This is a genomic window from Mesorhizobium sp. M0166, from assembly GCF_040322255.1.
GTDB lineage: Bacteria > Pseudomonadota > Alphaproteobacteria > Rhizobiales > Rhizobiaceae > Mesorhizobium.
The window spans coordinates 131,986-157,561 of the sequence record NZ_JAMYTD010000008.1 but is presented as its reverse complement, the minus strand read 5'-3'; the positions used below and the strand labels follow the sequence as shown (position 1 = coordinate 157,561).

Annotated in this window: 22 protein-coding genes; 10 read left to right on the top strand and 12 right to left on the bottom strand. The window is 62.6% G+C overall.

Going from position 1 to position 25,576, the window contains the following annotated elements; translation table 11 throughout:
• Positions 1–34 precede the first annotated feature (34 nt).
• Entirely contained in the window at positions 35–2,749 is a 2,715-nt protein-coding gene (locus tag NKJ46_RS12685; RefSeq protein ID WP_352665286.1) for an ABC transporter transmembrane domain-containing protein, read from the bottom strand.
• A 17-nt stretch (positions 2,750–2,766) separates the two neighbouring features.
• On the bottom strand, positions 2,767–3,132 hold the full coding sequence (locus tag NKJ46_RS12680) for a hypothetical protein (protein WP_352665285.1): 366 nt from the start codon (positions 3,130–3,132) through the stop codon (positions 2,767–2,769).
• 85 nt (positions 3,133–3,217) lie between these two features.
• Between NKJ46_RS12680 and NKJ46_RS12675 the strand changes: the two genes are divergently transcribed.
• Entirely contained in the window at positions 3,218–3,886 is a 669-nt protein-coding gene (locus NKJ46_RS12675) for a class I SAM-dependent methyltransferase (RefSeq protein ID WP_352665283.1), read from the top strand.
• 215 nt (positions 3,887–4,101) lie between these two features.
• Here the strand turns inward: NKJ46_RS12675 and NKJ46_RS12670 are convergent, their stop codons facing one another.
• Genes NKJ46_RS12670 through NKJ46_RS12660 form a run of 3 tightly spaced genes read right to left on the bottom strand, consistent with a single transcriptional unit; the run spans position 4,102 to position 7,755 of the window.
• Positions 4,102–5,298 carry a glycosyltransferase family protein gene (locus tag NKJ46_RS12670; RefSeq protein WP_352665282.1) on the bottom strand — a complete coding sequence of 399 codons (1,197 nt, stop codon included), beginning with the start codon at positions 5,296–5,298 and terminating at the stop codon, positions 4,102–4,104.
• The gene (locus NKJ46_RS12665; protein ID WP_352665280.1) at positions 5,295–6,539 is read right to left on the bottom strand and encodes a glycosyltransferase; all 1,245 of its coding nucleotides are present in this window, start codon (positions 6,537–6,539) and stop codon (positions 5,295–5,297) included. Before NKJ46_RS12665 ends, NKJ46_RS12670 begins: the two co-directional genes overlap by 4 nt.
• 1 nt (position 6,540) lies before the next feature.
• Positions 6,541–7,755 carry a glycosyltransferase family protein gene (locus NKJ46_RS12660; protein ID WP_292654357.1) on the bottom strand — a complete coding sequence of 405 codons (1,215 nt, stop codon included), beginning with the start codon at positions 7,753–7,755 and terminating at the stop codon, positions 6,541–6,543.
• A gap of 939 nt (positions 7,756–8,694) precedes the next feature.
• Between NKJ46_RS12660 and NKJ46_RS12655 the strand changes: the two genes are divergently transcribed.
• Positions 8,695–9,033, top strand: a complete 339-nt coding sequence (locus tag NKJ46_RS12655) for a hypothetical protein (RefSeq protein WP_352665279.1) — start codon at positions 8,695–8,697, stop codon at positions 9,031–9,033.
• A 197-nt stretch (positions 9,034–9,230) separates the two neighbouring features.
• Entirely contained in the window at positions 9,231–10,469 is a 1,239-nt protein-coding gene (locus NKJ46_RS12650; RefSeq protein ID WP_352665277.1) for a M24 family metallopeptidase, read from the top strand.
• Between the two features lie 9 nt (positions 10,470–10,478).
• On the opposite strand, the gene NKJ46_RS12645 is transcribed toward NKJ46_RS12650, so the two are convergent.
• Complete coding sequence (locus NKJ46_RS12645) at positions 10,479–11,351, bottom strand: helix-turn-helix domain-containing protein (RefSeq protein ID WP_352665276.1); 873 nt, start codon at positions 11,349–11,351, stop codon at positions 10,479–10,481.
• A 106-nt stretch (positions 11,352–11,457) separates the two neighbouring features.
• Here NKJ46_RS12645 and NKJ46_RS12640 point away from each other — a divergent pair, with 106 nt between their 5' ends.
• From NKJ46_RS12640 to NKJ46_RS12615, 6 genes are all read left to right on the top strand, one after another.
• Positions 11,458–12,729, top strand: coding sequence for an extracellular solute-binding protein (locus tag NKJ46_RS12640; protein WP_023675947.1), 1,272 nt, complete (start codon positions 11,458–11,460; stop codon positions 12,727–12,729).
• A gap of 206 nt (positions 12,730–12,935) precedes the next feature.
• Entirely contained in the window at positions 12,936–13,796 is an 861-nt protein-coding gene (locus tag NKJ46_RS12635; RefSeq protein WP_023720572.1) for a carbohydrate ABC transporter permease, read from the top strand.
• On the top strand, positions 13,793–14,644 hold the full coding sequence (locus NKJ46_RS12630; protein WP_352665275.1) for a carbohydrate ABC transporter permease: 852 nt from the start codon (positions 13,793–13,795) through the stop codon (positions 14,642–14,644). Before NKJ46_RS12635 ends, NKJ46_RS12630 begins: the two co-directional genes overlap by 4 nt.
• An 8-nt stretch (positions 14,645–14,652) precedes the next feature.
• Positions 14,653–15,750, top strand: coding sequence for an ABC transporter ATP-binding protein (locus tag NKJ46_RS12625; protein WP_352665273.1), 1,098 nt, complete (start codon positions 14,653–14,655; stop codon positions 15,748–15,750).
• Between the two features lie 56 nt (positions 15,751–15,806).
• On the top strand, positions 15,807–17,840 hold the full coding sequence (locus tag NKJ46_RS12620) for an aldo/keto reductase (RefSeq protein WP_352665272.1): 2,034 nt from the start codon (positions 15,807–15,809) through the stop codon (positions 17,838–17,840).
• A 141-nt stretch (positions 17,841–17,981) separates the two neighbouring features.
• Positions 17,982–19,763, top strand: a complete 1,782-nt coding sequence (locus tag NKJ46_RS12615; RefSeq protein WP_352665271.1) for an NAD(P)-binding domain-containing protein — start codon at positions 17,982–17,984, stop codon at positions 19,761–19,763.
• Here NKJ46_RS12615 and NKJ46_RS12610 read toward each other — a convergent pair.
• The 5 genes from NKJ46_RS12610 to NKJ46_RS12590 form a co-directional block, all read right to left on the bottom strand.
• On the bottom strand, positions 19,708–20,154 hold the full coding sequence (locus tag NKJ46_RS12610; protein ID WP_352665269.1) for a type II toxin-antitoxin system RelE/ParE family toxin: 447 nt from the start codon (positions 20,152–20,154) through the stop codon (positions 19,708–19,710). The two genes, NKJ46_RS12615 and NKJ46_RS12610, sit on opposite strands and share 56 nt — an antisense overlap.
• Positions 20,151–20,441, bottom strand: a complete 291-nt coding sequence (locus NKJ46_RS12605) for a ribbon-helix-helix domain-containing protein (protein WP_352665267.1) — start codon at positions 20,439–20,441, stop codon at positions 20,151–20,153. Before NKJ46_RS12605 ends, NKJ46_RS12610 begins: the two co-directional genes overlap by 4 nt.
• Before the next feature lie 57 nt (positions 20,442–20,498).
• Positions 20,499–21,734, bottom strand: coding sequence for an amidohydrolase/deacetylase family metallohydrolase (locus NKJ46_RS12600; RefSeq protein ID WP_352665265.1), 1,236 nt, complete (start codon positions 21,732–21,734; stop codon positions 20,499–20,501).
• 22 nt (positions 21,735–21,756) lie between these two features.
• The gene (locus NKJ46_RS12595) at positions 21,757–22,122 is read right to left on the bottom strand and encodes a RidA family protein (protein WP_352466543.1); all 366 of its coding nucleotides are present in this window, start codon (positions 22,120–22,122) and stop codon (positions 21,757–21,759) included.
• A 192-nt stretch (positions 22,123–22,314) separates the two neighbouring features.
• On the bottom strand, positions 22,315–22,743 hold the full coding sequence (locus tag NKJ46_RS12590) for an Lrp/AsnC family transcriptional regulator (RefSeq protein WP_352665263.1): 429 nt from the start codon (positions 22,741–22,743) through the stop codon (positions 22,315–22,317).
• 124 nt (positions 22,744–22,867) lie between these two features.
• On the opposite strand from NKJ46_RS12590, the gene NKJ46_RS12585 reads away from it, so the two are divergent.
• A complete protein-coding gene (locus tag NKJ46_RS12585) occupies positions 22,868–23,971 on the top strand; it encodes a saccharopine dehydrogenase family protein (protein WP_352665261.1) in 1,104 nt (367 codons plus the stop codon).
• A gap of 168 nt (positions 23,972–24,139) precedes the next feature.
• On the opposite strand, the gene lpdA is transcribed toward NKJ46_RS12585, so the two are convergent.
• Entirely contained in the window at positions 24,140–25,534 is a 1,395-nt protein-coding gene (lpdA, locus tag NKJ46_RS12580; protein ID WP_352665321.1) for a dihydrolipoyl dehydrogenase, read from the bottom strand.
• Between the last annotated feature and the right edge of the window lie 42 nt (positions 25,535–25,576).

The window sequence follows — 25,576 nt, the reverse complement described above, 5'->3', positions numbered from 1 at the left end:
CCGGCAGAATGATCCCATCTGAATGTCCGTTGCTCTATGACAACAGTTCCTTGAAGATACCGTTCCCTGCCAAAAGTGTCTCCTGTGTTCCGTCTTCCGCCAATTGACCCGAGTCGAAGACGATAACGCGATCGAACATCATCGCCATTGCCGGATTCGTCACGACCCACACAATTGCCGGCGAATAACCGTCGCGCCTGGCTTCCTCGAGCACATTTCGCAGCACCTTATCCTGCATGCGCTGGTCGAGCGCCGACAGCGGCCGGTTGAGAATGAGAAAATCGGGACGCTTGAGCAAGGCTCGCGCAACATCGAGCTTCTGTCGCTGTCCACCGGTCAGCCGCCTGCCGCCGGAGCCGACGTTGAAGTCCAGGCCGACATCCAGAAGTTCGCCATAAAGCCCCAGTTCGTCAAGAATGTCATAGACGATGGAGCGTATGCGGTCCGGCGCATCGGGATGATTGTTGCCCACACGGCCGAACAGGACATTATCCATGACGGTGGCCGCGGCAATGTATTTGGCAGGATCATACCGTTCGACCGCATTGTGCAGCTCGGGCGGCAGGTCTTCATAGAACCGGTTGCGTGCAGCGACGATCTTGCTCATCAGTTCGTCGCTCAGCAGGCCGAAGCGGTGCCGGGGCTCGATATAGGCAAAGCTCAAGGTGACGATCATGGCGCGATCGTTCTCCGAAACCGCCTCGTAGGGACGGTTCTTGAGCCGTTGCAGCAAGGTTTCGTAGGCGGGTATCTCCTCGGCGCTCATGAAGGCGAGCTGCTGGAAGAACTGGTGATCGGGCGGCAGGTCGGCAAACAGCTCGATCGCCTGTTTGGCGATCTCCAGGCCCATTTCATAGAGCGTGCGGTCGAGGCCGGCTTGCCTCAGCACGGACGCAAAATAGGGATTGGCCGCCAGGGCCCTGTCGGCCAGTTCGGGGCCGGCGGCAGCGCCGAAGAGCAGGTTTTGGCCGATCGTTGCTTCCTTATTGTAGGCGCCCGGTTCGAAAGGAACCACCAGTCCGCTCAGCCCTTCTTGTTCCAGCCGGGTCCGCAGCGCCGCACGCAGCTCGACGATCCGCCTGGCAAGCTCCGTGTGACGCGTGAGGTCGGCCGAAGAGCGCAAGCCAAGATCCAGAATGTCGCGCGACAGAACAACCGCGTCGAGCACCCGGCGCACGGCTTCAAAGAGGTCGTGCGGGCCGGTAGCGCCAGCGGAAGCATAGTTTATCCAGTCGCTGTGGATATCAAGATCCGGATTGCCCGACCGGCGCGCCTCGTGGATGTTCCAGCGGTGCTGGTCTGCCGCAGCACCGTCGTAAGGCACCGATGTCAGCGGCGCATGCTTCAACCCGTAGAGCAGGTTGTCGCGGAGGCTTGCCTGGAACAGGAAAACATCCGACGAGGCATACGACATGCGCCGGCCGGTTACTGCTTCGGGAAGTTCAAGCAGGTCGTCGCTGCCCGAAGCGACCCTTCCGCTGTCCGGCCAGTTCAGCCGCGCGAAGGCTTCTGCAAGCGCCTCCGCTCCACCTGTTGCGGTACTGACCAGCGCCACCGTCTCACCCGGCTTGACCTGGAGGGAGATGCGGTTGAGGAGCATTGCACCGCCATCGTCTGCTATGGACAGATTGATCGCCGACAGCGGCTTGCTCATCGGATCGGGATCGTCGATCGTCAATGCCCCGATTTTCGGCGCGATGAGACCTTCGACGGTGAACTGTTCAACGACCTGTTGATATTTGACCTGGACATCCTGCCGATCCTGATCCCAGTCGATCAGTTCCTTCATCGGTCCGGGCAGGTCCTTGTAGGCGCCGATCACGGCCACGAGCTGGCCGACGTCCAGCCGCCCCTGGAGGACCAGATACCCGCCGATCATGTAGAACAGAAAGGGCGTGAGCTGCGCGAGAAAATTGTTGAGGAACTTCACCATGAATTTCCATTGGTAAAGATCGAAGCGGATCTTGAAGATGAGCCCGAGCCGGGCAGCTATGTCGGCGCGCTCGTAGTTTGATGTATCGTGGACGTGAACCGCGCCGATGCCGTCGACGATTTCGCCAACCCGGCCCGAAAGCGCGCGCGCCGTCAACTGCCGTTGGCGCCCGAGCACGATCAGCCGCCGCCGCATTCGCGGGATGAGCACGATCTGGATCGCCACGATCACGACCGCTATCATTCCGAGCCAGACGTTCTGGATCATGATGAACAGCATGGCCGTCAGCGCCTGGCCGCCGAGCAGCACCGGCTGCAGGAAGGCGTCGCCGATGAAGCCGCCCAGCGGCTCCACCTCGTCCTTCACCATGGTCGCCACTTCGGCGGATTTGACCCGCTTGAAGTAAACCGGCGGAAAACGCAGCACGCGGTCGACCAGATCGAAGCGGATACGCCGCAGCATGCGTTCGCCGAGGCGGCCCTTGTAGGTGTTGATGTAGAATTTGAACAGGCCGTTGATGACGACTAGTAAGAGGAACACAAGGCTCAGGGCAAACAGGGTCTCCATGCGGTCGAGCTGAAAACCGGAGAAGAACTGGACCTCTCCAATGAACGGCAGGTTATAGTGTAGCCTCATGAATGGCTGGGTCGCGCCCGGTTGCTCGAAGCCGCGACCTTGGATCGGGCCGTTGACGATCAGCTTCGGCAGGTCGAAGGACATGAAATACGGGATCATCGAAAGCACGACGATCATCAATATCCAGAGCTGCTGCTTCTTGGTGTGCGTCCAGATATAGCGGGCTAGGCTGGCTTCCATATGCGACTGTGGACCCTTCAGTTGGAAGGATGCAGGATGTAAAAGCACCTGCTGGCGAATGGCGTATCGGCAATTTCTTCGTCGCCAACGATGAGCTCGAAGCTGCTGTGCACGGACATTGTCCAGCGGTCAACGACGCAAGGAACCTGCGAGGCGGCGCGATCCAGTTCCGGCGCATGGTCGATGGCAACGACATGGGCATTGTTGATCGGCGAAGAAAGCAGCTGGCCAAACGGTCCGCGGCTTCCGTAGGGTTTTGGCGAACAGCCGAGCAGCACGAGGCCGCAGCCGCGCGGCTGGTGCTGGCGGATGGACGTAGATGATCCGGACAGATGCAACAGGCTCTCTCCGGCACCGGGCAATAGCCAAGCGGCTTGCAGCATGATCACGTCCGCGGAATCAAACAGTCTTGCGGGAGGCAAGATTGCGTTGTGTCGCCCAAAATCCCAACATACAAGACGAATTATGATGGATGTCACGCAACCACGCAATGCCATGGACTGGCACGAGCAAGCCTTGGACCTCACGCGGGGAATTGCTGCTTATGTCAACTGCCCTCTCGTGTCAGGGCTGGCGCGCGTCGTCGCCAAGCATTCGAAGGCCGATATCGCCAACGCCTTCAACCACAAGCAGGTCGCCTGCAAGATGTGGGCGCTCGACAGGCTGTTCGAAAGCTGCGGCGGCCGGTTCGAGCGCATATGGGTCCTGGGTGGATGGTACGGCGTATTGCCGGCAATGCTTTTCAACGATGCCCGCTTCGACATCGCGGCGGTCGATAGCATCGACATCGATCCCGAAGTCGCGCCGGTCGCCCGGACCCTCAACCGGGAAGCCGGCGACCGGTTCCGGGCACTGACTGCAGATATGTACGCACTCGACTATGCGGCCGGGCGGCCCGACCTGATGGTCAATACGAGCTGCGAACACATAGCCGATCTGCGCGCCTGGCTTGCTCTGCTTCCGCCGGGCACGAATGTACTGCTGCAATCGAACGATTATTTCAGCGAGCCGACGCACATCAACTGCGTGGCTTCGCTTGCAGCCTTCGAGGAAATGGCGGCGCTACGGGAGGTGCGGTTCTCCGGCGAACTGCCGACAAAAAATTATACGCGCTTCATGCTGATTGGAACTGTTTGATGCATTTCGCGCAAAGTGCGTAGCGGTTTTGGGACAACGACACGCATAAAAACAGGACTTGATGCGCGTCGCACGAATCTCACCAGACGCGACGCTTTAGAGCAATTCCAGGAAAAGTGTGAAACGGTTTTCCCGGGAAAGCGCGTAACGCTTTCCCTTTGGAATTGCGTCAAAACAAAGAGATAGAGCGGTTCGGCGTGAAACGATGAGTTGCTCTAGGATCTATCGTCTGTTTGATCATGAACTTTTCCGAAACCGGGCGCCACATTTAGGGACCATGTTCGATACCGCTCGCGCAGGATTTGCGCCGAGCGACGCGCGCCCTGCAGATCGAGGCGATGCGCGGATGGCGTCGGTCCCACAAGCGCCTGTCCGATCGCTTGCGCCAAACCTTCAGGCGTTAGGTCCTTTTCCATCAGCACCGTTGCAAGACCGAGTTCTTCGAGCATCAGGGCGCGAACCGTCTGTTCGGTTTCGCCGCCGGCGGCAAATGGAACGAGCAGGGAGCGACAACCCGCGCGCAGGACATCGCAGACCGTGTTGTAACCCGCCTGCGAGACTGACAGGCGGGCGCCGGTCAGCAGGCTGGCGAAGTCCTCGCGGAACCGGAAGATGGACAGGCCCGGCGTGGCATCGCGTGCGATCGCGTCAAACTCGTCTTTCGGCAGGTTTGGGCCGGTGATCAAACACCATTTCCAAGCGTTGTTGGCATTCCGCGCCGCTGCGATGGTGGAGCTGACAAGGCTCTTTCCGGCAGCCCCGCCGCCAACCGACACCAGAACATCGAAGCGCTCGGAGGCCGCGGGCGATGGCGGCGCGGCAACGAGCCCTGTGTAGGTGACCTCGGCCCTGATCGCCCCAGCCAGTGGAAATGTCCTGTCGATGGTTGCGAAAGCCGGATCGCCGTGGACCATAACAAGATCGAAATGCCTGTTGATGAGATCGACCGTTTCCTCGTTTCGGCCCGGCTTGACGCGCTCCTGGAGAATATCACGGACGGACGTCGCCAGCAGCGGTCTGGGCGACGTCGCGTCGATGGCCTCGATCAGCGGCAAGAGTTCGAAACGCATCTGCCGGCGCCCAAATGGAAACGCCTCGACAATGACGATATCAGGCCTGCAATCCCGGAATGCCTGCAGCAGCATCTCCGAACGCCATTTCTTGAAATCATCGTCGATCGGGTTGCCCTGCAGGTCGACAAGTCCGGAAAATCCTTCATCACCGGAGGTGACAGGTGGCAGGGTTACAGATTTTATCCCCAGTCCCGGAAACCCGGCGATCGGCGCTCCGCCGGTAACGACAGTTACGTCAAACCCGTCCTCGACCAGAGCCGCTGCAACGCGGCTGGCGCGCGCGAGATGGCCGATGCCGAGCAGGTGCTGGACATAGAAGAAAGCGCGCAGCCGCTTCATTCGGCGGCCCGCCACTCCCGCTCGAACAGTTCCTTGAGCTGTCCAATGCTTGCCATATGATCGAAATTGCCGCGCACGCGCCGCTCCGCGGCGTCGCCGAGGCGGTCGCGGAGCACGGGATCACGGATCAGGCGCTCCAGCGCCTGTGCCAGGGCAATCGGGTTTTCCGTCGGAACCAGCAACCCGGTTTCATCCGGCGATAAAAGCTCCGGCACGCCGGAAATATCGGTCGACACGCAGGCAAGCCGCTGGCTAGCCGCCTCCACCAGAACGTTCGGCAGACCGTCGCGGTCGCCATTTGCGGTGATCCTGCAAGCCAGGGCGAAGATGTCGGCGCGGCGGTAGTGCTCAAGCACTTCCTCCTGCGCAAGCGCGCCCTTCCAAGAGACTCGACCATCCAGGCCGAGCTTTTGCGCTAGCGCCTTGAACCGTTCCAGTTCCTCGCCGCCGCCGATATGCTCGAAACGCCACGCCAGATCGCCGGGCAACAGGGCAAGGGCCTGCAGCAACGTATCGTAACCTTTCTTTTCAACGGCGCGCCCGACACTCAGGACGACAACCGGTTCGTCCGGCGCCGAGCCGTCATGCTGCTTTCGCGCCTCGCCGAAACTGCCGAAGCGATCAAGGTCGAGCCCATGATAGCTCAGGTGCACAGACGAGTTGCCGTTAGCGAGTTTTTTCAGACGGTCGAAGCCGGTTTTCGTGCAAGTGACCGTCCAGCGCGCCGAGGAAAGCTTGCCGGCCAGATCCCAGTCCGCCGAAGTCCAGATGTCCTTGGCATGGGCCGAGCAGGTCCAGGGCAGGCCACGAAGCTGGCTGGCATAGCGCGTCACCGATGCCGGTGTGTGCGCGAAATGTGCATGCAGCCAGGCCGCGTCTTCCGGCCATTCGGCCGCCAGCACGAGCGCTTGCCCGAAGCGGCGCGCGCGATTGCGCGTAAAGTCGCGGGGCATATCGGCAGCCAGCGATCCGAGCGCGCGCCAGAAGCCCGGACGCAGCAGATAGGCAAACAGCGAGCGAAGCACGCGCAGCGGCTCTTCATGCAGATATTCCGGTAGATAATGGACGGGCGCTTTGATCTCGTCATGCACGGGGTGGCGTTTTTCGTCGGTCGGCCGCCTGAGCGCGACGAGTATCAGGTCGAACCCCGCACGCTCAAGACCGAGCAGTTCCTGCGCGATGAAGGTTTCGGACAGCCGCGGATAACCCTTCAGAACCACGACGATCTTGCGATGTTGCAACTCAGGTCATTCCTTCAATGACCGAAAGGTGATGGCCGGCCCGCCGGTCGAGCAGTTCCGCGACGATTTCGGAAATGTGAGGCAGCCCCTCCAGCGTCAGATGCGGATTGCTCTGCGATGGGCGGGGCCGGTCCGGCAGCACCTTCAGTGCATCTGCAAACCGCCGGGAATCCTCGGCTTCTTCCGGCAAAAGCATCTCGATGAGGCCGAGTTCGGCTGCGCGCCGTGCGCGGATCAGTTGTTCCCGGCGGGGCTCGACGCGCGGCACGATCAGCGCCGGCTTGTCGAAAGACAGTATCTCGCAATAGGTGTTGTAGCCGCCCATCGCCACTACCGCCTTGGCGCCGGCAATCAGGTCTTCCATGCGGTTGTCGAACTCGATGATCTTGATGTAGGGGATCTTGGACCCCTTCCTGAGCAGCTTGTTGCGCTTGCGCGCCGGCATGTAAGGCCCAAGCACGATCAGGGCTCTATGCTGCAATTGCGGATCCTGCTGATAGGCATCGATGACGTCGTGGATCAGATCGGCGCCGTCACCGCCGCCACCGGTGGTAACGAGGATATAGTCGCCCTCGGGCCGGTGGCCGGGCAACTCGTTCCGCTGCAGGCTCCGTTGCAGGAAACCGACGAACCTCATCTTTGCCCTGACAGCCGGGGGTACATCCAGGCCGGTCAACGGATCGTAGAAATCCGGCGGACCATAGGCCCAGACCTTGTCGTAGAAGACGCCTATCTTGCGCATCACGTCTCTGCGTGCCCACTCTGCTTCGAGCAGATGCGGCGCATCCATCACCTCGCGCAGGCCAAGCACCAGCGTGGTGCCCCGCGTCTTGAGGTAGGACAGCGTGTCCTCAATCTCACCGCGCAGGCCGAGCGGTTCCTTGTCGACGATGAAGATATCCGGCCGGAAGGTCTCAGCTGTATGGCGGATGATCGACTGGCGCATCCTTAGCGTCTCATGCAGATCGATGTCCTTTTCCAGCGAGGTGTATTCGCCGTTACGCAGCTTGATGACGCTGGGGATCTTCACGAAGTCGACACGGGCGCGGTAGTCGAAGGCGCCAGCGATAGTCGCACCCGAAATGATAAGCACCTGAAGTCCGCGGAAATCCTCGACCAGCGAATGCGCGATAGTCCGGCAGCGCTGCAAATGGCCGAGCCCGAACGTGTCGTGGCTGTACATGAGAATTCGAGCGTTTTCTGCGTGCTGGGTCATTGTTGAACGTCTCTTAGAATTCTCGCCTTGAGGACCGTAGCGACCCGCGGGATTCGAAACCATCCTCGCGGGTCTACCGACCTGTTCTGAAACATGAGGGCGCAATTTTCAATTCGTATTACAAAGAGGGTCCATATGCTGAAATCAGGAAGCTACGTCTGCTCAGCGGCTTGCTTGCCACGTAGGTCCAGAAGAACCTGCACCATTTCACTGGTATTGACCATCTCGGATTCTCGGCGGCCTTGGCCGCTACGATCAACGTGGAAGCTCCAGAATGGAATAAGGTATGGGTTGGGTACTTCATTTCGAGCATCTCAGCCAAGCTCCTAAACCATGATGTGCCTTGGCGTGGGAAGCCGGAGCGTTGACGGAGTAGGGGACACGTTCGAACCACCTAGATCTCGACTCTCAGACCAGAATCTGGGGGTCAGGAGTTCGAATCTTTTCGGGCAAGCCATTCATCCAATTGAACTCACTAGCTTTTTGGACGCCATGGGCGACGTGGTGCCGGTTTAATTTTCGGAATTCAGCCGATTTTTCGGGCGGTGTTGAATGGTCGGCGATTCCTGGCGCCAAGATCGCAGAGCGGCACCTCAAAAGCGCGCCTGCGCTCCCAACTTCACGAAATGAGGAATGTTCCTCAATCGCCTTGAATGATCTCAGCGAGGGCTCCTCGATCCTAACCTCATGTCAGTCGACGCACGCTGCGCCGTAGCGGCAGCGGATAATTCTACCGGCAGCAAAAATCCCGCCGCTGCGGTCGTGCGAAGTACGCTGACGATAAAATTCAGGACTTTTGCGTGTCGATTTTGGACCAAGGTCCGTCTTGTAGAATACTGTATTTGAACAAAGCTATGTAAGCCGACTTTCGGATTCGGAAGTCCTGACGTTTTTCATCTGGAACCCATCCTGGCGGGAGGGCGACTCGAAGGAGGAATTATGAAAACGCGCACCTGTCTATTCGCGACTGTAGCCGCTCTCACCCTTGTCGCGTCTCCGGTCCTCGCTGCTCCCGGTGGCAACGGCAATGGCAACGGCAATGGCGGCAGCAACGGTAACGGCGGAAACTCGGCCGGGGCCGGCTCGCAGGGACACGGAGCCGCCACTTCCGCCGCGGCCAAGGATAAGTCGACGACCGGAGTTGCTCATGCAGCGGCGGTCGTTGCGACGACACCGGCCTCACCACAGGCCACTCTGGCCTTGCAGGCAGCGCTGGCAAGACAGGCAGCGAAAGACGCGGCAGACAATGCAGACGACACCTCTGACGAAACCGAATAAGCTTTCGAAGCAGCCATTTGTTGTGTTGTGTTGAAAAGCCGCGGTTCGCCGCGGCTTTTTCGTTTCCCGTCCTGGCGCCCAACTCTCAAGGTGAACAGCGCTTCGAGAAAAAAGCAGCTCCACGGCGGCACTGAATCTACGCTAAGGCCAAACGACGCCGCATCGGCGTCGGATTCGATTGCATGCGAGGAGATCCCATGACCGGCTTTGTCGACCGCGAGCGCGCAACTGACCTGATGCAGCGCGCCGGCATCGAGGCGCTGGTGCTTTGCGAGCCCGAGGCGTTCCAATATGCCACCGGTGCCTGGATCGGCCCGGCCGGCCTGTTCCGGCGGGCCGGCGCCGGTTTCGTGGTCATCCCGAGGCGAGGCGACCTGCCGATCGGCGTCGTGGTGGCGGATTTCCAGGCTGGCCAGCTCCGGGCGGCGATGGCCGGCGCCGTGGTGCGCACGCATGCGATCTGGATCGAATCGGCGTCGCTCGAGCCGGCGACGGCCGACCGGCCCGTTGCGCAGCGCATCGAGGCCGGCCTGGTTGGCCGCGCCCCCGGCTTTTCACGTCCGGCGACCTTCGAGCTTGCCCGCTCCGTCCGCGAGCTGAAAACGATCCTCGCAGAATTCGGGCTGGAGCGTGCGACACTCGGCATCGAGCTGGATTTCGTCTCGGCCAGCGATTTTTCCGCGATGCAGGCGATGTTGCCGGACATTGCCCTGGTCAACGGCTCGCCGATTATCGACAGGCTGCGGGCAATCAAATCGCAAAGCGAAATCGACCTTCTGCAGCAGGGCATCGTCCTGTCGGAAGCCGGCCTGTCGCGGCTGCAGCAGCATGCGGCGACCGGCATGCGTCAGTCTGAGCTGGTCGCGCTTTACCGGCAAGACGTCGCCGATGCAGCCTCCGGGTCGTCGCTGCAAATCTCGACGGCCGAATACGTCACGCTGGGCGCTCGCCCAAAAGGCGCCGACGCGGTCGCCGCCGCCGGCGATCCGCTGAAGGCCGACATGGTGTGCAGCGTGAACGGCTATGCCTCCGACATGTCGCGGAATTTCACCTTCGGGCCGCCGTCGCCCGAACAGGCCGAATTGCATGCGATAGCCGAACGCGCCTTCGCCGATGGGCTTGCCGCGCTTATGCCCGGAAAGCCGCTCGCCGCCGTGCATCGCGCCGCCAGCGAAAGCCTGGCGCGCCAGGGCCTGCGTTCCTATCGCCGCGGCCATTTCGGCCACAGCGTCGGCCATTCCGTGTTTTCCGAGCAATGGCCGTTCATTGCGGCCGACAGCGATGTCGTGATCGAAGCCGGCATGGTGCTGGCGTTCGAGATCCCACTCTACATCGACGGTCTCGCCAGCTTCAATCTCGAGGACCAGTTCCTGATCGCCGCCAACGGGCCGCTGCCGATGAACCGCCTGCCGAGGCGCCTGGGTATTATCGGCTGAATCCAGCCGTTATCTGGCGCCGGCCACGCCCCTGCGGAAATCCGACGGCGACATGCCGGAAAGCTTGCGGAACGACTTGTTGAAGGCACTGAGCGAGCCGAAGCCCGATTCCATGGCGACGCGCAGCACATTGGCATCCTGATGCATCAGCAGCGCCTGCGCGTAACTAAGGCGCAGCAAATTCACATATTCGTTGAGCGTCATGCCGGTCGATTTCTTGAAGATGCTCATCGCGTATTTGGGATGGATGTCGGCCGCCGCGGCGATGTCGACGCAATCGATCTCGTAGAGGAAATTCTCGGCGATGAAGTCGCACATGCGCCCGACATTGCGCAGCGATTGCTGATCGAAGGGACTGCCTATCTCCTGTTCGGCTGGGGTTTCGGGCACCAGCCGGTAAGGCTCGAAGCGCACCCGCTCCAGCCGCAGCAAAAGCTCGTTGACGGCATGCTCGGCCTTGACCGGGTCGCCGGAGCGGGCATAACGGTTCCAGCGCTCGAAATTGTGGTCGTCCGACCGGTCGGTGGCGTCGGTCACCAGCGTCGCCCCGGTCATCAGCCTGTTGCGGACCTCTACGGGCAAATGCAGCCGGAAGAAATGCACCAGCGGCAGATGCGCGCCGGCGTAGATGGCATCGTCGGAGGCTTCGTCCATCTGGTGCGGCAGGCCGCCCCAGAACAGGCACATGTCGCCCGCAGAGAGCGAAAGCCCGTGCCCGTCCATGCGGTAATGCACGGCGCCACGCACGATGAAATTCACCTCGACCTGGGCGTGCCAATGCGGCTTGAGCATCACCAGGGGCTGGGTGTGGAACATCTGCAGCAGCAGCGGCAGGCCCTCCACGCTGCTGGCGCCGGGCTGGTAAAACGGCCTTTCCGGCATCTTACTTTCCGCTCATTTCTTATTCCCTTTGTCGCGGACAAGGCGTTCTCGAAGCCTAGTCTAGCCACGCTCGCAAACAGAGAGCAACTGAAATGGGAGGATTTCAATGCGCATAAAATTGACCTGCGCCGCGCTCGCGCTTGCCTTGGGCTCCAGCCCGGCCTTTGCGCAGTCCGGTGAAATCACGATCTGGAGCTGGAATATCGCCGCTTCGTCGCTGAAGGCCACCATAGCGGGCTTCAACAAGCAGTATCCCGACATCAAGGTGACCGTCGAGGACCTCGGCAACCAGCCGACCTACGACAAGTCGATCGCCGGCTGCGCCGCCGGCGGCGAGGGGCTGCCGGACATCGTGACGATCGAGAACGGCGAAGCCGAAAACTACTGGAGCCAGTTCCCGGATTGCTTCGTCGACCTGCACACGCTCGGCTACACCGCCGAAGACCAGGCAAAATTCCCCGACTTCAAGCGCACCGAGCTCGAGGTTGATGACAAGGCCTATGCGATGCCCTGGGATTCCGGCCCGGTGGCGATGTTCTATCGCCGCGACTTCTACGAGAAGGCCGGCGTCGATCCGTCCTCGATCAAGACCTGGGACGATTTCATCGCCGCCGCCAAGAAGATCCAGGCCGCCAATCCCGGTGTGACGATGACCAACGCCGATTTCAACGGCGATTCCGAATTTTTCCGCATGATTTCCAACGAGCAGGGCTGCGCCTACTTCTCCGCCGACGGTCAATCGATCACCGTCAACCAGCCCAAATGCGTCGATGCCATGACCAAGATCAAGGAGATGAAGGACGCCGGCATCATTTCCTCTGCCGACTGGAGCACCAAGATCACCAACAACACCGCCGGCAAGGTGGCCACGCAGATGTATGGCGGCTGGTATGAAGGCACCGTGCGCACCGAATCGCCCGATGGGGCAGGCAAATGGGGCGTCTATCTGATGCCGAGCCTGACCGCCGACGGTCCGCGCGCCGCCAATCTCGGCGGCTCCTCGCTCGCCATCACCTCGGTGTCGAAGAACAAGGAAGCCGCCTACGCCTATCTGAAATACACACTTGCGACGAATGAGGGCCAGATCACCATGCTGAAAGGCTTCGGCCTGGTGCCGTCGCTGATTTCGGCGCTCAACGACCCTTATGTCTCCGAAGGCCTGCCCTATTGGGGCGGCCAAGCCGTGTGGAAGGACATCCTCGGCACCTTGCCGAAGGTCGTCCCCAGCCGCGGCACGCCGTTCCAGAGCGACGCCGAAATCATCATCCGCGCGGTGCAGACCAAATATCTGGCCGGCGGCTACCCCGACGCCAAGGCGGCGCTCGACGATGCCGCAAGCCAGATCGCCGCGGCGACCGGCCTGCCGGTCAAGTCGTGATCTAGACGAGACGGCTCCGGTGCGCGGCTCCCCTTCTCCCCTTGTGGGAGAAGGTGTCGCCGACGGCGACGGATGAGGGGTGCTCCAGCTTGGTGCCGGCGGCACTCCGGCCATCACCCCTCAACCGTCTCGGCGCTACGCGCCGATCCACCTTCTCCCACAAGGGGAGAAGGCAAGAGACTTGAAAAGCAGAAAGGAGGAAAACGATGCGCTACCAGAACGCTACGGCGTATCGCTTCCTCGCGCCCTATCTGCTGATCTTTTCGATCTTCTGGCTGTGGCCGATCATCGATTCCTTCCTGATCTCGTTCCAGGCGACGCGCACCGTGCCGTGGCGGTTCGCGCCGACCTTCAACTGGGGCCGGCTGATCGGCGATCCGGCCTTCTTCAATGCCTTGAAGAACACATTGCTGATCCTTGTCATCCAGGTGCCGGTGATGATTTCGCTGGCGATTGTGATGGCGGTGCTTTTGAATTCGCCGCTGCTCAAGGCGCGTGGCCTGTTCCGATTTGCCTTCTTCGCGCCGGTCGTGGTTGGCGAAGTCGCCTATTCGGCGGTTTTCCGGCTGATGTTCAATCTCGACTACGGCATCATCAACAAATTGCTGAACAGCATCGGCCTGCCCAGCGTCGACTGGTTTACCAACGTCACCCCGGCGATGGCGGTCATCATGATGGCGGTGACGTGGCGCTGGGCCGGTTACAACGCCATCATCCTGCTCGCCGGCCTGCAGTCGATTCCCGAGGATGTCTACGAGGCGGCGACCCTGGACCGGGTCAGCAAGGTCAAACAGTTCTTCTACATCACGCTGCCGCTGCTCAAGCCGATCATCGTGTTCTGCGCCGTGCTGTCGATCATCGGCACCATGCAGCTGTTCACCGAGCCCTTCCTAATCACCGAGCGCGGCGGGCCGGGCGGCGGCACCGAAACGCTCGGGCTGCTGCTTTACCGCCAAGGCTTCCGGTCGCTCAATTTCGGCTACGCTTCGGCCATCGCCTACACCATGGCCGGGCTGGCGATCGCCATCTCGCTGGTACAGATATGGCTGACGAGGGAACCGAAATGACCTCGCGTTCAAGAATCAGCCGTTCCCAGGCCAGATTGGGACGCAGCATCGCGCTGCATCTGTTCCTGACGCCGCTGGCGCTGGTCTGGTTGTTTCCGCTGTGGATGATGGTGGTTTTTTCGACGATGCCCGACAACGGCATCTTCAGCCCCGACATCGAGCTTTTGCCGCATGGCAACTTCATCGACAATGTCGGCAATCTGCAGCGCGGCACCAATTTCATCGGCGCCATCGGCATCTCCGTCTCGGTGGCGGTGACCTATACCTTCCTGTCGGTGATGCTGACCTCGATGGCCGGTTGGGCGCTGGCGCGTTACAACTTCTTCGGCAAAGGCATGGTCGTCGCCATCATCTTCGGCACCATCACGCTGCCCTATGCGGTCGTGCTGATACCGCAATTCATCATGGTGGCGCGCGACTTCAAGCTCGCCAACACCTGGGTGGCGCTGATCGTGCCGCCGCTGTTCAACTCGCTGGGCGTGCTGTTCATGCGGCAGAGTTTTTCGATGATGCCGCACGAGCTGTTCGACGCCGCCAAGGTCGAGGGCGTCAAGGAATGGCGGATATTCCTGTTCGTCGCACTGCCTCTGGCGCGGCCGATGCTGGCGGCGCTCGCCATCATCCTCTTCCTTGCCTCCTGGAACAACTATCTCTGGCCGCTGCTGATCAATTCCAAGCCGGGCGCAATGACCGCGCCCGTGGCGCTCGGCACGCTGATCGGTCTTACCAAGGTGTCCTGGGGCGGCATCATGGCGGGCGCGGTGATGCTGACAGCGCCAATGCTCGTCGTGTTCGTGCTTCTGCAGCGCCATTTCGTTGCCGGCATCGCCGCCGGCGCCATCAAGTAAGGATCAGCATGGCGGCAGTCACACTCAAAAACGTCATCAAGCGCTTCGGCGTCTTCGAGATCGTCCACGGCGCCAATATCGACATCGATGATGGCGAATTCGTCGTCTTCGTCGGCCCTTCCGGCTGCGGCAAGTCCACGCTGCTCCGGATGATCGCCGGGCTCGAGGACATCAGCGACGGCGAGATCGCCATTGGCGGCAAAGTGGTGAACGACGTCGAGGCGGCCGATCGCGGCATCGCCATGGTGTTCCAGTCCTACGCGCTCTATCCGCACATGACGGTCGAGCAGAATCTGAGCTTCGGCCTGAGAATGACCGGCAACCCCAAGGCAGATACCGAGCGGCGGGTGAAGCGGGCTTCCGAAATCCTGCGCATCGCCGAGCTGATGAAGCGGCGGCCGCGGCAATTGTCGGGCGGCCAGCGCCAGCGCGTCGCCATCGGCCGTGCCATCGTGCGTGAGCCGCAAGTGTTCCTGTTCGACGAACCGCTCAGCAATCTCGACGCCGAGCTCAGGGTGCAGATGCGCGTCGAGATATCGCGCCTTCATAAGGAGCTTGGCGTTACTATGGTCTATGTGACGCACGACCAGACCGAGGCGATGACGCTGGCCGATAGGATCGTCGTGCTCAACGCCGGCAATATCGAGCAGATCGGCGCGCCGCTCGATCTCTACGACGACCCCGCCAACCGCTTCGTTGCCGGCTTCGTCGGCTCGCCGAAGATGAATTTTCTGGCGGCGAAATTGGTTGGCGCCGACAACGGCGCAGCGGTCGTCGAACTGATCAACCATCGCGGCGCGCGACTGCGCAAGCCGCTTTCCGATGCCCTGCCTGCGATAGGCGGCGATGTCGTGCTCGGCGTGCGGCCGGAGCATTTCTTCGACGCCGGCCAGGGCGATTGCGACCTTACCCTCAAGGCCGACGTCGCCGAGCACTTGGGATCGGTGAGCTATGTCTATGCCAATTCCGGGACCGGGGGCGGGCGCGAGGAACTGATCATCGAGCGCGAGGCCTCGCGGCATCGCGCGAATGGCGACGACCTGGTGGTGTCGATCAAAGCCGACCGCTCGCTTCTCTTCGACGCCACCGGCGCACGCATTCGCTAACCCATCTTTCTTTTGTCCGATCGCGATTGCTCGCGGCCACCCCACGGAGATTTGACATGACGTCCAAACCAGAAAAAATTCGCTGGGGCATTCTCGGGCCCGGCAACATCGCCAAGGCCTTTGCCGGCGGCGTCGCCCATTCGCGCACCGGCACATTGGTCGCCATCGGCGCGCGTAATCCGGGCAAGGCGGGGCTCACCGATGCTTTCCCCGGCGCCCGCATCCTCGACGGCTACGAGGCTTTGCTTGGCGATCCGAATGTCGATGCGATCTATATTTCGACGCCGCATCCGAGCCATGCCGAATGGGCGATCAAGGCGGCCGAGGCCGGAAAGCATGTGCTTTGCGAAAAGCCGCTTGGCCTGACCGCGTTCGAGGCCGACGCCATGATCCATGCCGCGCGCAAGGCCGGCACCTTTCTCGGCGAAGCCTTCATGTACCGGCTGCATCCGCAGACGGCCAAGCTGGTCGAGCTGATCAGGGCCGGCGCGATCGGCGACATCAAGATGATCAAATCCAGCTTCGGCTTCGCCATGCCGGGCTTCATGCCGGAGCACCGTCTCTACGCCAAGGATCTCGCCGGCGGCGGCATTCTCGATGTCGGCGGCTATCCCGTCTCGATGGCGCGGCTGATTGCCGGCGCCGCGGCGGGAAAGCCCTTCGCCGAGCCGGACAAAGTCGTCGGCGCTGCGCATCTCGGCCAATCCGGCGTCGACGAATGGGCGTCGGCGCTGTTGCATTTTCCGGGCGGGATCGTCGCGGAAGTCTCCGGCAGCATCTCGCTCGCGCAGGACAATGTCTTGCGCGTTCTCGGCAGCAAGGGCCGCATCGAGGTGGCGGATTTCTGGTTTGCCGGCGGCAAGCAAGGCGGTACCGGCGAAATCCGCATCATCCGTCCGGGTGACACCGAGGTGGTCGAGGTCAAGGAGGACGGCTGGCTTTACGCATTCGAGGTCGATGCCGCCGGCGAGGCCATTCTCGGCGGGAAGCAGGAGTTCGCCTGGCCCGGCATGGGCTGGGCCGACAGTCTCGGCAATCTGCGCGTGCTCGACAAATGGCGGGCCGCAATCGGGCTCGAATATGACATCGAGAAACCGGCAAAGCGCGTCAACACGATCTCCGGGCGGAAGCTGCGCGCCGGCGGGACCGCCATCCCCAAGCGCGGCATTCCGGGCCTGCCGCGGCCCGCCTCGTGCCTGGCGCTCGGCTTCGAGGATTTCCGTACCTTCTCGTCGGGCGCCATCCTGCTCGACGCCTGTTTCGAGGCCGGCGGCAATCTGTTCGACACCGCCTTCGTCTACGGTTCCGGCTATACCGAGACGCTGCTCGGCCAATGGCTGAAAAACCGCGGCGTGCGCGAGCAGTCGGTGGTCATCGGCAAGGGCGCGCACTCGCCGCTCTGCTATCCCGACGTCATCGGCAAGCAGCTCACCCAGTCGCTCGAGCGGCTGCAGACCGACCATATCGACGTCTATTTCATGCACCGCGACAATCCGGATGTGCCGGTCGACGAATTCGTCGACGCGATGGACCGCGAGGTCAAGGCCGGCCGCATTCGCGGTCCGTTCGGCGGCTCGAACTGGACGATGGAACGCATGGACGAGGCGATTGCCTATGCCGAGCGCACCGGCAAGCAGAAGCCCGGCGCGCTTTCCAACAATTTCTCGCTGGCCGAGATGCTGGAGCCGATCTGGGCAGGCTGTGTCACCTCCTCCAGCGACGCGTGGAAGGCCTGGCTTACCGCCCGGCAGATGCCGAACTTCGCCTGGTCGAGCCAGGGCCGTGGCTTCTTCACCGACCGCGCCGGCCGCGACCGGCGCGACAATGAGGAGTTGGTCCGGGTCTGGTACTCGGACAAGAATTTCGGCCGTCGGGACCGTGCCATCGAGCTCGCCAAGCGGCTGGGCAAAAGCCCGATCCACGTCGCGCTCGCCTATGTCCTGGCGCAGCCCTTCCCGTCCGTCCCGCTGATCGGACCGCGCTCGCTCGACGAATTGGAAGACAGCCTCCAGGCGCTCGACATCTCACTTTCGCCGGACGATCTTGCATGGCTGGATAGCGGTTCGGATCAGGCCCGCGCGCGGGCCTGACCGCAGCGGCAGTCGCTTCAGCCTTGCGCTGCGCCCTCAGGCTTGCGGACTGTTTGCGCTGCCCTCACCCTCTCCCACAAAGAACCGGGAAAGGCTAAGAATGAGGGCAGCGCCACCGTCTCTGGAAGTTAGGGAAGACAGATGCTCGACATTGCACCCTCGAAACAGGCTGCCACCTGGCTCGGCTCCTTTGCCAGGGCGCTCGAGGCGGGCGACGTCGAGGCCGTAGTCAACCTGTTCGTCGAGGACTGCTACTGGCGCGATCTTTTGACCTTCACCTGGAATATCAAGACGATGGAGGGGGCGGCCGCGATTCGCGACATGCTGACGGCGACGCTGGCAACGACAAAGCCTGCCCGATGGCAGCTCAGCGGCGAAGCGACTTCGGACGAAGGCACGATCGAGGCCTGGTTTTCTTTCGAGACGTCATCGGCGTGGGGCCATGGCATCATGCGCCTCAGGGACGGCAAATGCCGGACGCTGTTCACGGCGATGAGCGATCTCAAAGGGTTTGAGGAGCGCAAAGGCCCGGCGCGGCCTCTGGGCGTCCGCCACAAGGCGGATCCCGAGCGCGAAACCTGGCTGGAGGCGAGGCGCCGCGAGGCGCGTGACCTCGGCGTTAGCCAACAGCCCTACTGCCTGGTCATCGGCGGTGGCCAGGGCGGCATCATGCTGGGGGCGCGGCTCAGGCAGCTGGGCGTGCCGGCCATCGTCATCGAGAAGAACGCCCAGGCCGGCGATTCCTGGCGCAATCGCTACCGCTCGCTCGTGCTGCACGACCCGGTCTGGTACGATCACCTGCCCTACATCCCGTTTCCCGAAAACTGGCCGGTGTTCACGCCCAAGGACAAGATGGGCGACTGGCTGGAGATGTATACGCGCGTCATGGAGCTCAACTACTGGACCTCCACCATATGCGTGAGCGCTTCCTACGACGAGACCGAAAAGGTCTGGACGGTCGAGCTCGACCGCGCCGGCGAGCGCATCGTGCTGAAGCCCAGGCACATCGTCTTTGCAACCGGTGCTTATGGCCCGCCCAGGCAGATCGACCTGCCGGGCGCCAATATCTTTCAGGGCGAGATCCTGCATTCCAGCCAGTATTCCAGCGGCGAGAAATTCCGCGGCAAAAAGGTCGCCGTCATCGGCGCGGCAAGTTCCGGCCATGACGTCAGCGTCGATCTCTGGGAGAGCGGCGCCGAGGTGACCATGGTCCAGCGCTCGCCGACGACGGTGGTCAAGTCGGACACGCTGATGGAGATCGGTTTCGAGATCTTTTCGGAAAAGGCGCTGGCCCGCGGCATTACCACGGAGAAGGCCGACATGATCGTCGCCTCGACGCCGTTCGCGCTGCTGCCGCAAGGCCAGCGGGCGCTCTACGACATCATCAAGGCGCGCGACGCGGCTTTCTACGACCGCTTGCGCGGCGCCGGCTTCGCCATCGATTTCGGCGACGACGAGACCGGGCTCCTGATGAAGGCCTACCGCACCGGCTCGGGCTTCTACATCGACGTCGGCGCCTGCGACCTGATCATCGACGGCGAGATCGGCATCCGCAGCGGCGTCGGGATCAAGTCGCTGACGCCGACAGGCATCCTCTTCGACGACGGCACCGAACTGGCAGCCGACGCAATCATCGCTTGCACCGGCTATCTCTCGATGAACGAAACCGTGGCGGCGATCGTCTCGCGCGAAGTCGCCGACAAGGTCGGGCCGTGCTGGGGGATTGGCTCGGGCGTGAAAGGCGATCCCGGGCCATGGCAAGGCGAATTGCGCAACATGTGGAAGCCGACGGCGCAGGAAGCGCTGTGGTTCCACGGCGGCAATCTGGCGCTGTCGCGCTTCTATTCGAAGTACGTCGCGCTGCAGATCAAGGCCCGCATGGAAGGCATAGCGACGCCGGTTTATGGAGCGCCGGGGCGGTAGTCCGAGCTATCCGTTCAAGTGGAGGATGGTCGCGGCGTGGCCCACCCGCTTGTGGGCAAGCGCGTTCGCTACTCACCGTTGGCGCTATTCTTCCTCCTCCGACAGGTCGAGCGTACGGCCTGCGTAGAGAAATACGCAGGATCACTACCCTGCTCCCGACGATCTCGAATGCGATTGTCGCGCGCCGTCGCCAGCCCACCGTGCGTAGCCCAGGCGCGATGTCGTCGTGGCGCGTACCGCGTTCGGGGAAGGTCTCGAAGCTGAGGCAATAATCGACGATCCGGTTGACAAACCGCAGCGCGGTGGCGGCGCCGGCCTTGGGCGCAAGCTCTGCCAGCAGCTCGGCAATATCCCGTTCAGCTGCAGCATGAAACCTGACCTCATATTTCATGTCCCGGAGCGGGATTTGGCAGTGACGGCATCGATACGGTTGGACAGGTTCTTGCGCAACTGGTCCGCGGTCAACAGACGTTCAGGATGTGCGCGTGCATCCTCGAGGGTCGGGGCGACCTCTTCGCGCAGCCAACGCTCGATGGCCGCATCGCGGGCAGCCAAAGTCCGCAGGCCGTCACGGATGACCTCGCTTTCGGTGGCATACTCGCCCGATGAGACTTTGTCCTTCACCATCTGCGCCATGTCGAGCGGCAGGGTGATGGTCAGAGGTTGAGTGGTTCGCATGGTCGTCTCCTCGTTGCCCCTTCATAATATGGGATATGACTTAATCATACGCCAGCCTCAATCGTGGCTACGTCCGAAATGCCGGCTCGCCACCTCGACATGCGTGCCGTGCCCATGCGCTTCGAAGCGCTCGGTTTCGCCAAGATCGTCCACCGCCTCGTTCGGCCACCAACTGCCGCCGACCACGATGCCGTCCGAGACCAGCCTTTGCTCGGCAACCAGCGAGGCGCCGACCGAATCGACAAAGGTGAAGCGCCCCGTGCGCAGCCGCAGCACCGCGATGTCGCCGACCGCGCCAACCGCAAGCCTGCCCAAATCGGGCCTGACGATCGCTTCGGCCGGCCGCTGTGTTGCGGCGCGCAGCACTTCGACCAGCGGCATGCCGAGCGCCAGCAGTTTCGACATGCAGATCAGGATGTCGAAGGCCGGCCCGTCGACGCAGTAGAGATGAACGTCGCTGCTGATCACGTCCGGCGCCAGACCTTCGCTCAGCATCGCTTTGGCCACCTCGAAATCGAACGAGCCCATCCCGTGGCCGATGTCGAAGATGACGCCGCGCTCGCGCGCCAGCCGCATATCCGGCCGCACCGCCCCCGAGGCGAAGACCGGCGCGTTGGGAAACGGCCGGAAGCAGTGAGTGAGGATGTCGCCCTTGCGCAGCCGCGGCAGCACTTCCGAGCGGCCGGGCGGCGGCTCGTCTATATGCGCCATCAGCGGCAGGCCCGCCTTGTCGGCGGCTTCGAGCGCGAGATCGACCGGCGCGATGCCGCTGCTGCCACCGGCGTGGCGACCGGAGCGGACCTTGACGCCGACAACCACGTCGGCGTGCTCGCGCGCCGCCGCCACCGTTTCGCGCGGTTCGCAGAGCCTGAGATCGCTGCATTCGCCGACCGCCACCGTCTGCGAGAAGCCGAAAATGCCGGCAAAGGAAATGTTCACATAGGCCAGGATGCGGACTTTCGAGCGCTCGATGACGTGGCGGCGAAAGCCGAGGAAATTGCCGGCGCCGGCACTTCCGGCATCGATGAAGGTGGTGGTGCCGCTCTTTGCGGCGAGCCGGTCGGCATCGACGCCGAGCGAGGTGCCGCCCCAATAGACATGGCTGTGCAGGTCGATCAGGCCCGGCGCGACGATGGAGCCCGTGGCGTCGATGACGCGGGCGGCACGTTCGAAGGGGATTTCGGCGTCGATCGCGGCGATACGGCCGTCGGCAATCGCCAGATCGCGTTGTGCGTCGAGGCCGGACGCCGGATCGATGAGGCGGCCGCCTTTTATCAGCAGATCGAATTGCATCGCGCCTGTCTCCGCTTGCCCGTCAGGCCGGCCTGTAGGCGACGGCTTCGACCTCGATCTTGATGTCGATCATCAGCCGCGACTCCACTGTCGTGCGTGCCGGCGGGTCTTTCGGGAAATGCCTGGCATAGACGGTGTTGAAAATGCCGAAATCGCGCGCGTCCTCCAGCCAGACCGTCGTCTTGACCACGTCGTCGAGCGTACAGCCGGCCAGCGCCAGTGCCCCCTTGACGTTCGACAGCACCTGCTCGGTCTGTTCGGCGATGCCGCCCTTGACCACCAGCCCGTCGCTGCCGACCGGTACCTGGCCTGAGACATAGACGAAATCGCCGGCCCTGACCGCCGGAGACAACGGTACATGGGATTTTCCAAAACACTGCTTGGGCAAGGAGGCCTCCTGTCTAGGTTCTTTGGGTGAACGCGCGATGCTGCGAGAGATAGGGGCGGCTGCACGCCATCGATCCACATTTTGAAAGCCTATATCGCTTTGCTGCAGTAACGCCAGAACGATCACCGCCCTTGGTGATCCTTCGCGCCCCCCTCTGCCCTGCCAGCGTCTGGACCCACGACACCAGCCGGCTCAGCGGTCGATCCGCGTCGACAGGATGATCGACGACGACGTGCGCTCGACCCCGTCCATGGCGCCGATCTGGTCGAGAAGCGTGTCGAGATCCCTGATCGACGGCGCCTCGACGATGACGATCATGTCGAAATTGCCGCTGACCGAGTGCAGCGTGCGAACCGGTGCCAGCGCCTGCAGGCTGCGCACCACCTTGTCGGCAAGCTTGGGGGTGACGGTGAGCAAGACATGCGCCCTGACCAACCCCTGTTCGTAATCCGGCGAAAGCCTGACGCCGTAGCCGGCGATGATGCCGCGCTGTTCCAGCCGCTCGATCCGGCTTTGCACCGTCGTTCGTGAGACGCCGAGCCGCCGCGCCAGTTCGGCCGTCGAGGCGCGCGCATTGATGCGCAGTAGAGAAAGCAGAGCCTGGTCGGCATCGCTGAGCATTTCGACGAATCCTACCGGCATATTGCACAAAGAGATACTGCGTTTAGTACAATTCCACGCTTCCTTTCAACAGGCAAGCTGCGATTCTAGCCATCAAATTTAACGTTGGTGCGAGGGACCGGTCATGAAGGAAATCATCGTCGTCGGCGCCGGCAAGATCGGCTCGACCATTGCCGAGATGCTGGCTTCCACGGGCGACTACCGTGTCACGCTCGTCGACCGCTCGGCGGCGCAGCTCGGCGCGGCCGAACTGCCTGAAACAGTCCAGACGCTGGAACTCGACATCGAAGCCGCCGGTACCCTCGAAGCTGCCTTGGCCGGCAAGTTCGCGGTGCTCAGCGCTGCGCCCTTCCATTTGACCACGCGCATCGCCGAGGCGGCGGCGAGTGCCGGCGTGCATTATCTCGATCTGACCGAGGACGTCATCAGCACCAGGCGGGTCAAGGAACTGGCGCGCTCCGGCAACAGCGCCTTTATTCCGCAATGCGGCCTGGCGCCGGGCTTCATCTCGATCGTCGCCAACGATCTCGCCAGCCGCTTCGACACACTGGAAAGCGTGCGCATGCGGGTTGGCGCGCTGCCGCAATACCCTTCGAACGCGCTGAACTACAATCTGACCTGGAGCACCGACGGCGTCATCAACGAATATTGCGAGCCTTGCGAGGCGATCGTCGAAGGCGAGCTGATCGAGGTGCCGCCGCTCGAGGAGCGCGAGGAGTTCTCGCTCGACGGCGTCACCTACGAGGCGTTCAACACCTCGGGCGGGCTGGGCACGCTGGCCGAGACGCTGAAGGGCAAGGTGCGGACGCTGAACTACCGCACCATCCGCTACCCCGGCCATGCCGCGATCATGAAGGCGCTGCTCAACGACCTCGGCCTGCGCCACCGCCGCGACGTGCTGAAGGACATTTTCGAAAGCGCCCTGCCGGCAACGCTGCAGGACGTGGTTATCGTCTTCGTCACTGTCAGCGGCCGCAAGAACGGCCGCCTGCTGCAGGAGACCTACGCCAACAAGATCTACGCCAGGCGCGACGGCGAAACGGTGCGCAGCGCCATCCAGGTCACCACAGCGTCCGCCATCTGCGCCGTGCTCGACATGCTCGCCGACGGCACCTTGCCGGCAAGAGGTTTCATCAAGCAGGAGGACATCGCGCTCGACGTGTTTCTGGCCAACCGCTTCGGCCGCGCCTATGCGCAGCACGAGATGGTTAGCCGGCTTGCGGGGTGAGCTGCGTAATCTCCCCCCTTGAGGGGGAGATGTCGCCGAAGGCGACAGAGGGGGTCGCCTCGCGTAGAGCGCTAACCTCAATCTATCGCAAGGGAGGTCCCATCCAGTCGAACCGACCCCCTCTGGCCTGCCGGCCATCTCCCCCTCAAGGGGGGAGATCACCTGCCCTCAGACATGCACCGCCCGCCCCAGCGCCTTCAGCGCCGCTTCCTGAAGACCCTCGCCCTGTGTCGGATGGGCATGAATGGTGCCGGCGATATCCTCCAGCGTCGCGCCCATCTCCAGCGCCAGCCCAAACGCGGTCGACAGTTCCGACACGCCCTGGCCGACTGCCTGGATGCCGAGCACCAGATGGTTGTCGGCGCGGGCAACGACCCGGACGAATCCGTCCTCGCCCAACTTCGTCATCGCCCGGCCATTGGCGGTGAAGAGAAACAGTCCGACCTTGATCTCGCCACGGGTCTTGGCCTCCTCCGGCGACAGGCCTGCGGTGACCAACTCCGGATCGGTGAAGCAGACAGCCGGGATCGCTCGTCTGTCCCAGCTGCGCCTATGGCCGGCGACGATCTCGGCGACCATTTCACCCTGCGCCATCGCCCGGTGCGCGAGCATCGGCTCGCCGGTGACGTCGCCAATGGCAAAGATACCGCGCATCGAGCTGCGGCACTGGTCGTCGATGCGGATGAAGGGTCCGGCCATGTCGAGGTCGATCTGCTCCAACCCCCAGCCTTCGGTCACCGGCTTCCGACCGACCGTGACCAGGACCTTGTCGGCGGCGATCTTGCCGTTCTTGCCGCCATTCGTCTCGACCAGCAGCGCGTCGCGCTTAGTGGACAGCCCCTTGGCCTTGGCGTTCACGAGCACCTCGATGCCAAGTTCGGCCAGCCGCCTCACCACCGGCCGGGTCAGTTCCGCATCGTATTGCGCCAGCACGCGCGGCAACGCCTCGATCACGGTCACCTTGGCGCCCAGCTTGGCAAAGGCGATGCCGAGTTCCAGCCCGATATAGCCGCCGCCGACCACCGCCAGCCTCTCCGGAACTTCGCTCAGCGCCAGCGCCTCGGTCGACGAAATGACTGGTCCGCCGAACGGCAGCGATGGTAGTTCGACCGGCGCCGAGCCGGTCGCGATCACCACCGTTTCGGCGCGGATCATCTGCACGCCGATCTCGGTCTCGACGGCAACGGTCTTGCCGTCGCGAAATGTCGCCCACCCATGCACCGTCTTCACGCCCGCTTTCTTCAGCAGGCCGGCAACACCGTTGTTCAGCCGGCTAACGATGCCGTCCTTCCAGGCAATGGTCGCTGCGAGATCAAGCGATGGTGCGGCGATCGCAATGCCGAGCGGGCTTTTGCCGCCGGCCATCTGCGAGAGCTTCTCGAACTCCTCGGCCGCATGGATCAGCGCCTTGGACGGGATGCAGCCGACATTGAGGCAAGTGCCGCCGGGCTTGCCGGCCTCGACGATCACCGTGTCGATGCCGAGCTGCCCGGCACGGATGGCGCAGACATAGCCGCCCGGACCGGCGCCGATGACCAGCAGCTTGCAAGAGATTTCCTTCATCATGTCGCTCTAGCTCCTCGGCAAGCTGGAGGGACAGCACCC

Excerpts from the sequence above, each read along its gene's own strand:
- NKJ46_RS12645 (WP_352665276.1), bottom strand. The coding sequence starts at position 11,351 with ATGCCGGAAAGGCCGTTTTACCAGCCCGGCGCCAGCAGCGTGGAGGGC.
- NKJ46_RS12590 (WP_352665263.1), bottom strand. The coding sequence starts at position 22,743 with ATGCTCAGCGATGCCGACCAGGCTCTGCTTTCTCTACTGCGCATCAAT.
- NKJ46_RS12630 (WP_352665275.1), top strand. The coding sequence starts at position 13,793 with ATGACCTCGCGTTCAAGAATCAGCCGTTCCCAGGCCAGATTGGGACGC.
- NKJ46_RS12620 (WP_352665272.1), top strand. The coding sequence starts at position 15,807 with ATGACGTCCAAACCAGAAAAAATTCGCTGGGGCATTCTCGGGCCCGGC.
- NKJ46_RS12655 (WP_352665279.1), top strand. The coding sequence starts at position 8,695 with ATGAAAACGCGCACCTGTCTATTCGCGACTGTAGCCGCTCTCACCCTT.
- NKJ46_RS12635 (WP_023720572.1), top strand. The coding sequence starts at position 12,936 with ATGCGCTACCAGAACGCTACGGCGTATCGCTTCCTCGCGCCCTATCTG.
- NKJ46_RS12625 (WP_352665273.1), top strand. The coding sequence starts at position 14,653 with ATGGCGGCAGTCACACTCAAAAACGTCATCAAGCGCTTCGGCGTCTTC.
- NKJ46_RS12615 (WP_352665271.1), top strand. The coding sequence starts at position 17,982 with ATGCTCGACATTGCACCCTCGAAACAGGCTGCCACCTGGCTCGGCTCC.
- NKJ46_RS12675 (WP_352665283.1), top strand. The coding sequence starts at position 3,218 with ATGGATGTCACGCAACCACGCAATGCCATGGACTGGCACGAGCAAGCC.
- NKJ46_RS12610 (WP_352665269.1), bottom strand. The coding sequence starts at position 20,154 with ATGAAATATGAGGTCAGGTTTCATGCTGCAGCTGAACGGGATATTGCC.
- NKJ46_RS12670 (WP_352665282.1), bottom strand. The coding sequence starts at position 5,298 with ATGAAGCGGCTGCGCGCTTTCTTCTATGTCCAGCACCTGCTCGGCATC.
- NKJ46_RS12660 (WP_292654357.1), bottom strand. The coding sequence starts at position 7,755 with ATGACCCAGCACGCAGAAAACGCTCGAATTCTCATGTACAGCCACGAC.
- NKJ46_RS12640 (WP_023675947.1), top strand. The coding sequence starts at position 11,458 with ATGCGCATAAAATTGACCTGCGCCGCGCTCGCGCTTGCCTTGGGCTCC.
- NKJ46_RS12680 (WP_352665285.1), bottom strand. The coding sequence starts at position 3,132 with ATGCTGCAAGCCGCTTGGCTATTGCCCGGTGCCGGAGAGAGCCTGTTG.
- NKJ46_RS12650 (WP_352665277.1), top strand. The coding sequence starts at position 9,231 with ATGACCGGCTTTGTCGACCGCGAGCGCGCAACTGACCTGATGCAGCGC.
- NKJ46_RS12600 (WP_352665265.1), bottom strand. The coding sequence starts at position 21,734 with ATGCAATTCGATCTGCTGATAAAAGGCGGCCGCCTCATCGATCCGGCG.
- NKJ46_RS12685 (WP_352665286.1), bottom strand. The coding sequence starts at position 2,749 with ATGGAAGCCAGCCTAGCCCGCTATATCTGGACGCACACCAAGAAGCAG.
- NKJ46_RS12585 (WP_352665261.1), top strand. The coding sequence starts at position 22,868 with ATGAAGGAAATCATCGTCGTCGGCGCCGGCAAGATCGGCTCGACCATT.
- lpdA (WP_352665321.1), bottom strand. The coding sequence starts at position 25,534 with ATGAAGGAAATCTCTTGCAAGCTGCTGGTCATCGGCGCCGGTCCGGGC.
- NKJ46_RS12605 (WP_352665267.1), bottom strand. The coding sequence starts at position 20,441 with ATGCGAACCACTCAACCTCTGACCATCACCCTGCCGCTCGACATGGCG.